Here is a 14,010-nt window from a genome sequence, read left to right as displayed (position 1 = left end):
TCTGATCAATCAATAAACGGCAGATTTTCGGGCAGATCCAACCTTGCTACGCCAATCATGTCATCGGCCATGCCATAATAAATATCAAACCTGCCGGGCTGGCCGATATCGGTGCGCTGATCTATGCCTGTCGGGAAAACGACATCGGCAATGACGCCTACCCGCTCATCCGGAAGATCAGGCTTCAATATTGGTTCGATCGTCCTGAAGATCACGTCGTAAGGGTCGTTTTCTGAAAGGATCATCAAGCCGGCGGAGTAACACAATGCTTTTTTGCCCATGTCGGATCTTTTGCTTTCGTGGACGCCATGATACAGAAACATCCAGCCAAATTTGGTTAGCACCGGCGGTGTACCGGCGCCTATTTTCAAGGCCTCCCATTCCGAAATCGGTATAGCCAGCGGGCGGTGCGAAGTGAACTCACCGGGGTTCCATTTATTGTTCTTTTCCGGATGCACATGGCAGTAGCTTAACCAGATACTTTCGTGGTGTTTATGCACCTCTTCGTCCCAGGGGTTTTTAACCTTTTCTTCGGGACTTGTGCCGGGGAAAAGCGGCCGGTGCAGCATACCCAGTGCCCGGTGCCCGTGGGGGCTGGGCACTGCGCAGGGGAACAGGCAGGCGTCTTTATCATTTACCCCATCAAAGTCAATATGCTCGTAAGGCGAATAGGTAGCCAGGCCCAGGCGTTCCCAACGGGTCAGGTTTTCAGATTGGGCCAGCGCTATCCTTGGTCCATCAGGGCCGAAGGCCGTATAGGTCATGATATAATGGTCAAGCGGCTCAACATAAGTTATCCGCGGGTCTTCGCAGCCGCCACCGCCATCGGGGCGTCTTTCATAATCGGCTTCGGGTTCAATCGCAATACCCAAACGTTCAACATCAACCGGGTCGCCGGCATGGTTAAACTTTACACGGCATACGCCGATGCGCGAGTAATTATCTTTAGTAGCCATCCGTGGGAAAAGATACAGATGGCCATCTTTACCTCTTACAACAGCCGGGTTGAGTACCCCGCCGGCTTCCATCGGGTTATTTGCATCAGGCTTCATTATTGTGCCGAGGCGTTGCATTTTAAAATCGTTCATGTGTCTTAATTTCCTTGTATGCTGTGTTTTTCGGTGTTGGTCAAACAAACTATGAGTGTTTTGATCAGTGTTTTGGTATCATCAGGGTCGCGCACCTGTATACAATCGGCGCCGGTAGTGCTTGCCGGGTAATCGTTGCCACCCTTAAACAAGGCATCGCCAACAAAAAGCATCTCATTTATGCCTATCTCCAAAATATCCTGTAGTTTATGCATGCCATATGCTTTATCGATGCCGTGCCTGGTTACGTCTATCGATGTGGCGCCACCCAGCGTTACCTGGAATTCGGGTATCAGTTTATTCAGCAGGGTCTTGATCTTTTTACGTTTGGCGAACTTAGGGTCCCAGGCCTTCTTGGGTTCGAGAGGCGCCTTCTGGCCCAACGCCGAAAAAGTGATCTGGCTGCCGCGGTCCTCGATCTGCTCGCCCCATATTTTATCGGCTCTAAATCCCGATTTTTCGACAGCTTTATTCAGCGATTTAATGATCTTTTTTTTTTGCGCACCGGTAAAATCTTCACTATAGAGCTTTTTCCATTTGCCTTTGCCGTACTCATAAAATTTGGTGCCGCAGGTGGGGAGTATGGATAATTGTTCCAGCCTGCTGCTTTTAGGGAGTTTGGATATGACCTGCTTTTTAAACTGGGGCCAGGCCCCGCCCGATATGATCGCAACCCGTGCCAAATTGAGCAGGCCGCCAAACAGCCTGGCCATCTCTTTGTCGAGTGGCGCCTTGCTTTGAGCCAGGGTACCGTCGAGGTCGAATACGATCAGCTTTTTCATTTTTGATTCGCTCCGGATAGCTATGCCTGCTGCCGGTTTCGAAATACACCAACAGATTAGCAGCCAAATTAGTTTGCACTAAAAATGTAACATGCTTATGGTGAAAAAAATGTAATGGTGAATAAACAAATTGGGGGCGCGTTTTTTCGACACTTTTAATACCTTTGTGGGCTTAAATTTTACGATCTACAAAAGGATTAAAAGATGTTTGAAAATCTTTCGGATAAGTTAGACAGGGCGTTCAAAGTCCTGAAAGGACAGGGTACCATTACAGAAATAAACGTGGCCGAGACCATGAAGGAGATCCGTAAGGCTCTGCTCGACGCCGACGTTAACTATAAAACCGCCAAAGCGTTTACCGACGACGTAAAGCAAAAGGCCATCGGCCAGAATGTATTGACCTCGATATCGCCGGGGCAATTGCTCACGAAGATCATGAACGACGAACTGACCGAGCTGATGGGTGGTTCGACGGCCGAACTGAACTTTCCGGCTACGCCGACTGTAATTTTAATTGCAGGGTTGAACGGTGCAGGTAAAACCACTTTTACCGGTAAGCTGGCCAACTTTTTAAAGACACAAAAAAATAAAAAGCCGCTTTTAGTAGCAGGCGACGTTTATCGCCCGGCAGCCATTGACCAGTTGGAGGTTTTAGGGGGGCAGATCGGTATTGAAGTTTATGCCAACCGCGAATCGAAAGACCCGATAGCCATTGCCCGGGAGGGTGTTGCACGCGCGAAGCAAAACGGTAATAATGTAGTGATTGTGGATACCGCCGGCCGTTTATCGATAGATGAAGCGATGATGGTGGAGATTGAGCAGGTGAAAGCTGCCGTTAACCCGCACGAGATACTATTTGTAGTTGATGCCATGACCGGCCAGGATGCCGTAAACACCGCCAAAGTGTTTAACGACAGGCTCGATTTTACCGGTGTGGTATTAACTAAACTGGATGGTGACACCCGGGGCGGGGCGGCGCTGTCGATCAAATCGGTAGTGAACAAGCCGATCAAGTTCATCGGCACCGGCGAAAAGATGGAGGCGCTGGATGTTTTCCACCCCGACAGGATGGCTTCGCGTATTTTGGGCATGGGCGATGTGGTATCGCTGGTTGAACGCGCGCAGCAGCAGTTTGACGAAAAGCAGGCTGCCGAGCTCCAAAAGAAGATTCGTAAGAACAAATTTGATTTTAACGATTTTTACGGACAGATACAGCAGATCAAAAAGATGGGTAACATGAAGGATCTGATGGGTATGATACCGGGCGTAGGCAAAGCGATGAAGGATATTGAAGTTGATGATAACGCCTTTAAGGCCATCGAAGCCATCATCCAATCGATGACACCGTTCGAAAAAGAAAACCCCGACAGCATTAACCAAAGCCGCCGTAATCGCATCGCTAAAGGCTCGGGTACCAACATTACCGAAGTTAACCGTTTGATCAAGCAATTTGAGGACATGCGGAAAGTGATGAAACAGATGAGCAACCCTGCGGCCATGGCCAGCATGATGAAACGCATGCCTAAAATGTAATAAAAACGCTGTTTTACAGCATCGAACCGTATTCGCGACTGAACACTAACTATGCCCTGTGTGTATAGAAAAGTATTCAGTCGTTTTTTATGGAGATCAATAGGGTTACGAATGTCGCTTGCTTTCAATTAATTGAAAATCAATTAATTAAATAAATTTGAGGGCGATTTTTATGATTGGTGGGGCCATACCCTATTAAACTGGTAGGATTATCGCTCATGCTCTGGTAGTATTAACTAATATCCAGAAATCATGAAAAAGTTATTTAGCCCATTGCTTTTTGCTGCGGCTCTTTTTGCCGCTAAAGCAAGTCACGCTCAAATTAATGTTGGTGCAAGCACCGCAACTAAAATAGCAACCCAAGCCGCTATCCCTGCTGTTAACCCAGCTGCCACTACTCAAAAAATAGTAACCCAGGCTACCGATGCCAGCAAACAAGCCGCTATGCAATCGCAGGCTGCCGCACAGGCCGCTGCCAGCAAAGCTGCTGCAACACAGGCATCGGCCAGTGCAGCCTCGAATACTGCCGTAAATACTTCAAAAGCTAATGTTGATGCAACCAGCAACACTGCTGCTTCGGCATCAAAATCGGGCATCAGCGAAAGTGAGAACGCTAAAGCCGATGCAAGCGCCGATAAAACCATCTCGGCTGCTAAAAGTACTTCGGCCGGTATTGCTGCAAGTGCCGATGCAAAAAAAGATGCCGCTGTTAGCACCTCAAAAGCCGGTGTAAACGCTGCCGCCAATACAACGGCTGCAGCCAAAGCCAATGCTAACGCCAGGGTACACCATGGTGTTGCAGCAAGCAAAAGCGCTTCGGCCAATGCCCTTGCCAACGCTTCGGCTAAAAAAGATGCAGGCATCAGCAAAGCCGACGCTTCTGTAGCAGCCGCCAAGACCCATACCGCTAATGCAAGTAAAAAGGTAGCCGTTAGCAGCAATACCAGCAGCAGTGGTTCGGGCAGCATCAGTGCTTCATCGAAAAAATTAAGTGCGAGTGGCAGCAATACCACCGCCTCGAATACCAGCATCAAAGCCGGTAAAAAACAGGCTTCGATCAGCGGTTCATCAAGCGATAACGCTAACCTGACCGCTACAAAGAATAAATAATCATTAATTGTTATTCAGCACGATCAAAAAGGCCTGCGGGCCTTTTTGATTTTACAACCACACCAGATCAATCGCAATGAAAACGCTTCAAATAATCGTTATCCTTATTGCCGCCGCAATTGGGTTGAACGCAGAGGCTCAAACCACTACAGCCGACAGTACGCATACTAAAAGCCTGTTTTTTAACGCGGGCCTTCAATATATTTCAAACCTTACTTATGCCGGCCGCCGCGATAATTCGAGCGTGCCTATTTTATTACCGATGTTCACCGTCGTATCAAAACAAGGTTTATTTGTGAGTGCGGCTGGTTACTTTGACCTAAACGGCAGCAAATCGGGCGCCGAAGGCCTGAGTGTGACACCGGGTTATGTATTTTCGTTCGACCAAAAAAAGGAGTTTGGCGGTGCATTATCGGCAACCAAGTACTTTATTACCAACAGCAGCCCCATCATCCTGTCATCATTTAATGCCACTATCGACGGGCAGTTAAACTATAACCCGGCTAACATCGTAAAAATCACCGTTGGTGGCAGTTACCGTTTCGCCAAGCAAAACAGCAACGATATAGTTAATAATGTTGAACTGAGCAAAGAGATCGGCATCATGAAAACAGGCGCTAAAAAAACCGGCGGCCTGAAAATAGCTCCCGCAGCTACGCTTTATACCGGTACCCAATCGTTCTACGAAACGTACTATACCACATCGCAGGTGCAGCGGGCAATAGAAAATCCGGGCTCGCCGGGTTCGGCACCCATACTGGGCATACCCGGAACGGGAACTCCGGGCACGCCGCCATCGCAAACCATTATTAACGAAACCGATACGCAGCAAAAACAGCAACAGGTTAAACAATACACCGTTTTAGCCGCCAGTGCCACTATGCCCATAACGTATACTATAGATAAAGTACAACTAACTTTAACGCCCTATTTCATTAAGCCGTTTAACCAGGTTGACTATACCAGCAACACCAGCACGAACGGGCTTTACTTTTTATTTACAGGCGGGGTTAGTGTTACCTTTTAAGCAAGGTATATTTTATAGCAAGGCCTTAGTTTGCAGTGATTTGATTTTTCTTAGCACGCCTTTTTTGAGTACGATCTCGATCTTGCGTGCTTTTTTGATGCGAAAAGTCGCCGCGTTTTTTGGAGGTTTAGGGGCCGTTTCCATGCGAACAGGTTTTATTTGGGGTAAATAAACTTAATAGAATCTCCTAAAATTGGGCTTAAAGCCTTTTTAAAGCAATGTTTAAAACACCTAAAAAGTACCGTGTTTTAACGGTATGAAAATTAACTTTTGATTTAATACCTTTAGCCCTAAACACTAAACCCGAATAACAATGGCTAAAGGACACGGACCAGTAAATAACAAACTGGCAGACGCATGCGTCAAAAATTATCACGCAATATTTAAAGGAGCGATTGACAAGAAAATAATAGATGCGTTTACCGCAGACGTTATTTTTGACAAGGCACAGCTTATAGCGTGGCTTAACACACTCACAACCGACAGTGTAAAGGTTTCGATGGGGATCTACACGCCCGAATTTGTGGCTCAGTACCCCACCGCAAAGGTTAACCGGTTAACAACGTTCATAACCCCTTACGACAAAGGTTCGCAACCACCGTCAAAAGTATTGGGCGCCCCCGACCCGACTGGCGGCGACCCCGGCTCTGGTGATGGCGGCGGACAAGACACATTCAACCTTGGGGAACTATTGCCTTAAAATACAATATGGTTATACACTATTTCATGTACTTCCAGTTTTTAAGCCTCCTGCTGTCAATTATCTATTACAGGGGGCTTAAAACTTTTAAACTGCTTGGTTTTATACCGCTTTTGCTGATCGTTTGTTTTACCGAAATAACGGCGGCAAACCCATCATTTGTTGGCTTGCCCAACAATCACGGTATATACAACTACTATCTCCTCTTCAGTACGCCGGTTACTTTTTACATCTTCCTGCAAATGCTTTACTTTAAGGGTTGGGTAAAATCGTTATACATCCTTACATCGGCATTACTGGTATTATTTGTGGTGATTAACTTTTTAGTTGGGCAAGGGCCGTTAAGGTTTGATACCTACTCGCTCATCCTGATTGAGTTTTTAACCGGTTTGCTAACCCTGCTGGTGATCGCCAAGCTGTTTCGGGAAGACGATAGCCCGATTTACCTCAACCGGCACCCGTACTTCTGGATCGCCGCATCGACACTGATATTCAGTATCGTAACGCTGATCGTACTGGGCATGCAGCAGTTTATCGAAGTAAAAAAGATCCGCATCGGCAACCTGCAGATCTATAGTGTAATTATGCCAATGATAAATGTATTTTTGTACGGGTGTTATAGTTACGCATTTTACCTATGCAGGAAGTTAACCAGCAATTCGTAGCAACAATAGTTACCGCCATAATTTTATTACTGGCCATAGCTATTATTATGTTGTTACTTGCTGTTTACTATACCAATACCAAAAAGCGCCTCATCAGGGAAAAAGAAATACTAAAAGCCACTTACGAGCAAACCATACTAAAAACCCAGCTTGAGATACAGGAGCAAACTTTTCATAACGTAAGCCAGGAAATACACGATAATATAGGCCAGGTATTGTCATTCGTTAAACTTAACCTTGGTACGGCTGCCGGCTTGAGCGAACAGGAAAAAGACGATAAAATAGCCGAAAGTAAAGACCTGGTGGCACAGGCCATCGGCGACCTTCGCGACTTATCGAAAAGCCTTAGCTTTGATCATATATCCTCGAACGGGTTTATCGAGACCATCAAAGCCGAGATACAACGCATCAATAAAAGTAAACTGATAAGCATTATATTTAAGCAGGATGGCGACTATTACAGCCTCGGCGAACAACGCGAACTGGTTTTGTTCCGCATCATGCAGGAATCTGTAAATAATGCGTTAAAACATTCGGGCGCCAAACATTTAACGGTGAGTTTGCAATACTCAGCAGAATTGTTTACTTTAACGGTAATTGACGACGGCTCCGGATTTGACCACAAGGAAGCCATGGGCAAAAACGGCTCCGGATTAAAGAATATTAAAAACAGAGCAAGTTTAATAGGCGCCGAATACAAGATCAACAGCACCGTTGGTCGAGGTTCGGAAATAAAAGTTATCCTAAACCCGGTTCAACAAAAAATTTATGTCAACTCAACCCATACAAGTAGCTTTAGTTGATGATCACCGCCTGTTCAGAAGCGGTATACGGTCATTGATCGATAACTTTAGCAGCTATCAGGTTATATTAGAAGCGGCTAACGGTAAAGAATTTAGCCAGAAAATCAGTAAAAAGTTTAAACCAGATGTGGTTTTGATGGATATCAACATGCCCGAAATGGACGGGCTTGCAACCACACAGTGGCTCAGGCAAAACTATCCCGAAATACACGTAATTATACTATCTATGTTTGAAGACGCTGATAAGGTGCTTACGCTGGTAAAAATGGGTATTAAAGGCTATTTGCTGAAAGACTCTGAACCTGAGGATTTTAAAGAAGCGCTCGACGTGGTGTCGAACAACGAAATATATTACCCGGCATTTGTATCAAAACACCTGGTTAACAGCCTTACCGTTGCCCGCCCTGCTGTCGGCTTTAAACTGAACGATCGCGAGAGTGAGTTTTTAAAATATGCAGGCACCGAACTTACCTACAAAGAAATTGCCGACCGCATGAATGTGAGCGCACGTACGGTTGATACTTACCGCGATCAGCTTTTTGAAAAACTGCAGGTAAAAAGCCGGGTAGGCCTGGTGCTGTATGCAATAAAAAATAAGCTGATAGAGGTATAGGCCAGCAAGCCTCCCGATACAGAACCCTTAAAGTTAACCGGTTTTAACGGTATTATTTTAAGGGAATAATTTATATTTTTATGATAGGTTTAAATTAAGCAAACGCTTACATTTAGATAATAAAGTTTTTTATTTTTAAACCTATGAAGTTTAGGCTTGCTGTAATTTATATTTTATTCATCTGGCCGCTATCTGTATTATCCCAATCCACATCTCTTAAAGAAGTTACCGGTTTACCCACCCGCGAACTTTACGACTTAATGATCGATAAAAAAGGGTTCTTATGGATCACGCACGACCTGGGTATTACACGCTTCGACGGCATTAACTTCACCCACTTTTATAACCCTAAACAAACTTCGCTAAGCGGGACCGGCTTGCTGGAAGACAGACAGGGGCGCATCTGGTTCAATAACTTTACCGGGCAGATATTTTACATCGAAAACGAAAAAATGCACCTGCTTGCCGGATACGACTACAAAAAAGAGTCTACCTTTCCGCGCATTGGGCTATACAAGGATCAACTGGTTGCCACGAGCAAAAGAGGCTTGTTTTTTTGCGATACCAAAACCCTTAAATGCCGTTATGTAAGCTGCGCAAACCCGGCAGCAAGCGGTACTACCTCGCTGGCAATACTGAACGATAGAATTATTGCCTATGGCGCTGCCCGCTGGTATATTTATACAGATAAGAATGGGCTGAAGGCCGTAGACATTAAAGGGAATAATACCATGTTGATCGGCAGTAATTCGTCGACGTTAAATACGCAAACTTTCAAGGATACCGCATATATCGCATCAAACCCGGCCGGTGTGTTAAGCAAGCTGATTGCTACTGACACCTCGATCACGATAACGGGCCAAAAAACCTATAAAAATTTTATCAATACAGTATCGGTATTGCCCAACGATGTTTTGGTGAACACTACGCAAAATACCGAGTCGATCAACGGCATCCAACAGGCAAACAACTATAACCTGAGCGATGTAGTTATCGATCATGAAGGTAACAGCTGGTTTGCCAGCCTCAAAAAAGGGCTTTTTGTTCAATACAAACAAATCGACTGGAATAAGATAGAGTTACCTAAAACAGATGCCGACGATGTTGTTAAAACCGTGCAGCAAACCAACGGCCAGCTGCTGTTGGGCACGCAGGGAGGCAAATTGATGCGGTACGATCCGAAACATCCGGCTATAAAAAGCCAGATAGACCTGCCGCAGCCCCAGGCGCCGGTAAACATTATTTACCCATTGGGAGCCGATGATTACCTGATCGGCACCTCGGTAGACAGTTACCTGTTTAATGCCAAAACCAACATTTTTACCCGGATCAACGTAGCGGCTATTAAACAAGTGGTAAGTACCGATAAAACTATTTTTTTAGCTACCGCGACCGGTTTGATCATCTTTCCTAAAAATTATTCGGGGCAATGGGAAACCGAAATAAAAAGCCAGTTTGCAGGAGCCATACCACAGCATTACAGCAAGCCATATTTTCTTTCGTTCAGGCAGCGGTGCCGGGCCTTGTGTTACGACCCGTACTCAAAATCGTTGTATGTGGCGTTTAAGGATGGTATCTACACAATCAACAGCAAGGGTGCACAGCCGTTCCTGTACAAAAATGCGCCGGTTTATGCCATCTCGGTAACGTATGCCGATGGCAAGGTAATCATCGGCAGTATCGATAACGGGCTTATCATTATTGATCATGGTGTGGTGAGCAACCTTACAGCCAACCAGGGCCTGTCGACCAATGCTGTGATCAAGATGAAAGCATTCGGCACACACCTTTGGGTATTGGGCACGGGCTCTATACAGGTTATGGATCTAAAAAGCAATAACTTTATCAACAATTATAACCTGCCATCCTTATCGGATGCCAATATTGCCGATTTTGAGGAAATGAACGACACTGCATACGTGGCTACCAGTACCATGCTGTGCAAAGTGCCGCTTGTAAAACCTAAAGACGGACCAGGTTATAAAGGTTATCTGCTCAGTATTAAACTCAACAACGTGGATTCGGTATTGAACGGCAGCAGCAAATTCAATTGGTATAATAACGATCTGCAGTTTAACCTGGGTGTGCCCATTTATCATAACGCGAGTTACATCTATTTTAAATATCGCTTAAAGCAGGACGACAATACCCCCTGGCAGGTTACCAAGCCTGGCGAGCGCAGCATCACCTTTCCATCGCTGATGCCCGGCAATTATGTGTTTGAGGCGATTGCGCAACACCCGCAGATGGGCCCGTCGGAGGTTTCGGTACTGTACAGGTTTTCGATATTGCCCCCGTGGTGGCAAACATGGTGGTTCAGGGCACTTATCGTCGTGCTGATCACCGGTGTAGTGGTATTTATTGTGCGGATATATTACCTGAACCGTTTAAACCGTCAAAGAATCGCTTACGAAAAGGAGCTGGCCATACAGGATGAACGCCATCGCATCAGCAGCGAAATGCACGATGATATCGGCGCTGGCCTTTCGGCTATTAAGCTATTTGCCGGCGCAGCCAAAGCTAAATCAGACAAGAATAATGTGCTGGAGGTTGATAAGATATACAATATGCTTACCGACCTGTCTGACAAGATACGCGAGGTGATCTGGAGCCTGAACGTGGATAATGACAGCCTGGAAAACCTGCTGTATTACATCCAGTTCCAGGCGACCAAAATATTCCAGTACTCTGATATTGACTTCGACACGAATGTGCCCGATAACGTACCCGGGGTGGTGGTTAACGGCGTAGTGAGGCGAAATGTGTATCTGATTATTAAAGAAATATTGCACAATGCCTTAAAGCATTCAAAGGCTACTACGGTTACCCTTAATTTTCGTATCGAAGCCGGTAACCTGATCGCAGTAATTGAGGATAACGGTGTCGGTATTAAAAATACCAGGGCCACCCCTGATAGTATGGGAATGAAAAGTATCACACAGCGTATGCAAACCATCAAGGGGAAGATGGATATGAATAGCGAAAAGGGTACTGTTATTACACTGTCGATGCCATTGGCCAACCTTAAAGGGATATAAAAATATATTACAGAACGGATTGTTTTTTGCTAAAAATATTAGCAATTTTGTATCATGTCGCATGAGGAAAATCCGGAGTATTTTAAGGGGCGCGGGGCACAGGTTAACACCCACAACAAGTTTCTGAAAAACAAATATGTGCTGGAGCATATCGAGGGGCTCGACGAGCAGATGCTCGAAAACTCCGGTACGCAGATATTTGAGGAGCATCCTAAAAAGATCGTCAGCGAATCGAACAGCCCCGACCTGCATTTTATGCACTCCATCAACCCCTACCAGGGCTGCGAGCACGGGTGCATTTATTGCTACGCCCGCAACACGCACGAGTATTTTGGCTTTAGCGCAGGGCTCGATTTTGAGCGGAAGATCATCGTAAAACGCAACGCGGCCGAACTGCTGGAAAAGCATTTTAACAAGAAAGGCTATGAGCCTGTTGTGATCCTGCTTTCGGGAAATACCGATTGTTACCAGCCGCTCGAGCGTAAGCTGAAAATTACACGCTCGCTGCTGCAGGTGTTTTTAAAATACAGGCACCCGGTATCTATTATCACCAAAAACAACGTGATATTGCGCGACCTGGATATTTTGGGCGAACTGGGTAAGATGAAACTTGTGCATGTGAACGTTTCGCTTACCTCACTTGATGAGCAGCTGCGCCAAAAACTTGAGCCGAGGACCATAACTGCAACCGGCAGGCTGGCGGTTATCCAAAAGCTTTCGGAAATCGGTGTGCCCGTCCGTGTAATGGCTGCGCCGATCATCCCCGGCCTGAACAGTAATGAGATACCCGATATCATCAAAGCCGCTGCCGACCGGGGCGCGCTTGCCGCCGGTTTTACTATTGTGCGGTTGAATGGCAGCATCGGCGAGATATTTACGGATTGGGTGCATAAAGCTTATCCCGACAGGGCCGAAAAGGTATTGCACCAGATTATGGATTGCCACGGGGGGCAACTGAACGACAGCCGTTTCGGCACCCGCATGAGCGGCGAGGGAAATATCGCCAAAGCCATCCACCAGTTATTCAGGATGAGTTGCAAACGTTTTTTGGCAGGCCGCGAAATGCCTGCTTATGATATGGGGCTGTTTATACCCAGGAATGGTAAGCAGACGGAGTTGTTTTGAGATTATTTCCCCCCGCAACGTTTAATGCCATCCCTGGCTTTTTGCTCAAGGCTGTTTCTGAACTGTTTGGTCTTGAAGTCGAAAACCATGTTGTAGGCCGCGCGGGCATGTACAGGATCCTTGCGTTCTTCGTAAATGATACCGATGCGTATAGCCGAACTTGCGGCGTAATGATAGGTGGAGTTACGCCCGATAGCTATGGCGTTATTGTAATATTTAATTGCCTCATCGTTCTTATCCATCGCATCGTAAATGCGGCCCAGGCGATAGTAGTATTCAATTTTATCGCGCTGCAGCGAAAAATCGCTAACTGCTTTATTGCTTAAAGTTGCAACGGCTTTGGTGTAGAAACCGCCATCGCACAACAAACGGGCGCGTAACAGGTTAGCATCCGGAGGCGTGTCATTCGCCTCGTCAAGGGCCTGCTTATCTTTATCGTTATACAGGTTGCCTTTGCTTTTTACCAGCTCCACAAAGGCATAATAACGTTTGGTATCACCATCGAGCAGGCATCGCCAGGCCAGATGCAGGTATGCATCCTTAATAAAATTCGCACCGGAGTAGGTTTTTAGAAACTTGTTGAAATAATTGCTGGCGTCATCGTCCTGCCGGTTCATTTTAGCGATGGCCAGCAAATAATCCATATAAGCGTATGGCTGGTACTCGAGGCCCTGGATGCGATTTTGCAGCAAACCGATAGCCTCGTTACTGTGCCCTGTGCGCAAGGCCACATAACCCGCTATATACGATTTTAACAAACTCGTGCTATCTATCCCGTTTACCATGTGCAACATTTTAGTATAAGCCAACGGGTCGTTTACTACATCGGTTTGGATGTAAGTGAGATAAAAAACCAATTCATCGTAGCTAAAAGCATAGGGCGATGGCTTTAGAGTCTCCGACAGTTTTTCGAGCATTTTAATGCCGGTTTGGGTATCGCCTTTAATGCCAAAGAATGCCAGGATGCTTTTTAGAGGGCTGCCTGGCAACGAGCCCAGTAAAACGTTAACCACGCCCAGCGGGATATTGGTCGGCAAAAAATTTGGAAACTTTTTGTTATTGCTCTGCAGTAGGCGGTATGCCTTATTGATTTCGAAACCGGCTGTGGTATACTCGGCAAAGCGGCTGTGCAGTAGTGCCCACTGCAGGTTAACCTGGGCTATGGCGTAATTGTAATAAGGCGAGTTTTCATTTTCGTTTTCCAGCTTGTCTATCCGTGCCGATTTGTTATCCTGCAGCTTTTCAAACTGCTCGCGGTTTTCGGTGGTCAATACGGTAAAAAAATCGTAGTAATTATCCAGCAGGATAGTAATCGAGTTTTGGGGATGCTGGGCTTTCTCCTTATTGATGAGCGCACGGGCCTCATTGAGGCGCAGGCTCATTAGCGCTTTGTAGGCCAAAGCACAGTTACTGTTAAAGTCGAAATAGGCAAAAGCGTTAACCTTACTTAAACAAACCAGGACGAGTACTAAAAACAGTTTCCTAAACATCGGTAAAAAAAAAGCGCCTTGTAAAAAAGGCGCTGT

At 46.1% G+C, this 14,010-nt stretch carries 12 protein-coding genes; 9 read left to right on the top strand and 3 right to left on the bottom strand.

What is annotated here, in order from left to right; translation table 11 throughout:
* Nucleotides 1-5: 5 nt before the first annotated feature.
* Together BEL04_RS22395 and BEL04_RS22390 are read right to left on the bottom strand one after the other, a co-directional pair.
* Nucleotides 6-1,088: a glycosidase gene (locus BEL04_RS22395; RefSeq protein ID WP_066007750.1), complete on the bottom strand. Its 1,083-nt coding sequence runs from the start codon at nucleotides 1,086-1,088 to the stop codon at nucleotides 6-8.
* A 5-nt stretch (nucleotides 1,089-1,093) separates the two neighbouring features.
* Nucleotides 1,094-1,870, bottom strand: a complete 777-nt coding sequence (locus BEL04_RS22390) for an HAD-IIB family hydrolase (RefSeq protein ID WP_066007748.1) — start codon at nucleotides 1,868-1,870, stop codon at nucleotides 1,094-1,096.
* Nucleotides 1,871-2,074: 204 nt separating this feature from the next.
* Here BEL04_RS22390 and ffh point away from each other — a divergent pair, with 204 nt between their 5' ends.
* The 9 genes from ffh (at nucleotide 2,075) to BEL04_RS22345 (ending at nucleotide 12,484) form a co-directional block, all read left to right on the top strand.
* Nucleotides 2,075-3,403, top strand: a complete 1,329-nt coding sequence (gene ffh / locus BEL04_RS22385) for a signal recognition particle protein (RefSeq protein WP_066007747.1) — start codon at nucleotides 2,075-2,077, stop codon at nucleotides 3,401-3,403.
* A gap of 252 nt (nucleotides 3,404-3,655) precedes the next feature.
* Entirely contained in the window at nucleotides 3,656-4,513 is an 858-nt protein-coding gene (locus BEL04_RS22380; protein WP_066007746.1) for a hypothetical protein, read from the top strand.
* A gap of 76 nt (nucleotides 4,514-4,589) precedes the next feature.
* Nucleotides 4,590-5,540: a hypothetical protein gene (locus tag BEL04_RS22375; RefSeq protein ID WP_066007745.1), complete on the top strand. Its 951-nt coding sequence runs from the start codon at nucleotides 4,590-4,592 to the stop codon at nucleotides 5,538-5,540.
* Between the two features lie 313 nt (nucleotides 5,541-5,853).
* Complete coding sequence (locus BEL04_RS22370) at nucleotides 5,854-6,240, top strand: hypothetical protein (RefSeq protein ID WP_066007743.1); 387 nt, start codon at nucleotides 5,854-5,856, stop codon at nucleotides 6,238-6,240.
* Nucleotides 6,241-6,248: 8 nt separating this feature from the next.
* On the top strand, nucleotides 6,249-6,905 hold the full coding sequence (locus BEL04_RS22365) for a hypothetical protein (RefSeq protein ID WP_139113149.1): 657 nt from the start codon (nucleotides 6,249-6,251) through the stop codon (nucleotides 6,903-6,905).
* Nucleotides 6,878-7,708 (top strand): sensor histidine kinase, encoded by an 831-nt coding sequence (locus BEL04_RS22360; protein ID WP_066007739.1) that lies wholly within the window; start codon nucleotides 6,878-6,880, stop codon nucleotides 7,706-7,708. Before BEL04_RS22365 ends, BEL04_RS22360 begins: the two co-directional genes overlap by 28 nt.
* Nucleotides 7,674-8,321: a response regulator transcription factor gene (locus BEL04_RS22355; protein ID WP_066007737.1), complete on the top strand. Its 648-nt coding sequence runs from the start codon at nucleotides 7,674-7,676 to the stop codon at nucleotides 8,319-8,321. Before BEL04_RS22360 ends, BEL04_RS22355 begins: the two co-directional genes overlap by 35 nt.
* Nucleotides 8,322-8,464: 143 nt before the next feature.
* Nucleotides 8,465-11,359, top strand: a complete 2,895-nt coding sequence (locus BEL04_RS22350; RefSeq protein ID WP_066007736.1) for a histidine kinase — start codon at nucleotides 8,465-8,467, stop codon at nucleotides 11,357-11,359.
* 54 nt (nucleotides 11,360-11,413) lie between these two features.
* Entirely contained in the window at nucleotides 11,414-12,484 is a 1,071-nt protein-coding gene (locus BEL04_RS22345) for a PA0069 family radical SAM protein (RefSeq protein ID WP_066007730.1), read from the top strand.
* A 2-nt stretch (nucleotides 12,485-12,486) separates the two neighbouring features.
* On the opposite strand, the gene BEL04_RS22340 is transcribed toward BEL04_RS22345, so the two are convergent.
* Entirely contained in the window at nucleotides 12,487-13,974 is a 1,488-nt protein-coding gene (locus BEL04_RS22340; RefSeq protein ID WP_066007728.1) for a lipopolysaccharide assembly protein LapB, read from the bottom strand.
* Between the last annotated feature and the right edge of the window lie 36 nt (nucleotides 13,975-14,010).

It is taken from the genome of Mucilaginibacter sp. PPCGB 2223 (genome assembly GCF_001705515.1).
Classification (GTDB): domain Bacteria; phylum Bacteroidota; class Bacteroidia; order Sphingobacteriales; family Sphingobacteriaceae; genus Mucilaginibacter.
This window is presented reverse-complemented; position numbering and strand designations above follow the sequence as displayed.

What these genes read in the sequence shown, in the direction of transcription:
- BEL04_RS22345 (WP_066007730.1), top strand. Translation starts at nt 11,414, where the DNA reads ATGTCGCATGAGGAAAATCCGGAGTATTTTAAGGGGCGCGGGGCACAG.
- BEL04_RS22365 (WP_139113149.1), top strand. Translation starts at nt 6,249, where the DNA reads ATGGTTATACACTATTTCATGTACTTCCAGTTTTTAAGCCTCCTGCTG.
- BEL04_RS22395 (WP_066007750.1), bottom strand. Translation starts at nt 1,088, where the DNA reads ATGAACGATTTTAAAATGCAACGCCTCGGCACAATAATGAAGCCTGAT.
- BEL04_RS22340 (WP_066007728.1), bottom strand. Translation starts at nt 13,974, where the DNA reads ATGTTTAGGAAACTGTTTTTAGTACTCGTCCTGGTTTGTTTAAGTAAG.
- BEL04_RS22375 (WP_066007745.1), top strand. Translation starts at nt 4,590, where the DNA reads ATGAAAACGCTTCAAATAATCGTTATCCTTATTGCCGCCGCAATTGGG.
- BEL04_RS22390 (WP_066007748.1), bottom strand. Translation starts at nt 1,870, where the DNA reads ATGAAAAAGCTGATCGTATTCGACCTCGACGGTACCCTGGCTCAAAGC.
- BEL04_RS22380 (WP_066007746.1), top strand. Translation starts at nt 3,656, where the DNA reads ATGAAAAAGTTATTTAGCCCATTGCTTTTTGCTGCGGCTCTTTTTGCC.
- BEL04_RS22370 (WP_066007743.1), top strand. Translation starts at nt 5,854, where the DNA reads ATGGCTAAAGGACACGGACCAGTAAATAACAAACTGGCAGACGCATGC.
- BEL04_RS22360 (WP_066007739.1), top strand. Translation starts at nt 6,878, where the DNA reads ATGCAGGAAGTTAACCAGCAATTCGTAGCAACAATAGTTACCGCCATA.
- BEL04_RS22350 (WP_066007736.1), top strand. Translation starts at nt 8,465, where the DNA reads ATGAAGTTTAGGCTTGCTGTAATTTATATTTTATTCATCTGGCCGCTA.
- ffh (WP_066007747.1), top strand. Translation starts at nt 2,075, where the DNA reads ATGTTTGAAAATCTTTCGGATAAGTTAGACAGGGCGTTCAAAGTCCTG.
- BEL04_RS22355 (WP_066007737.1), top strand. Translation starts at nt 7,674, where the DNA reads ATGTCAACTCAACCCATACAAGTAGCTTTAGTTGATGATCACCGCCTG.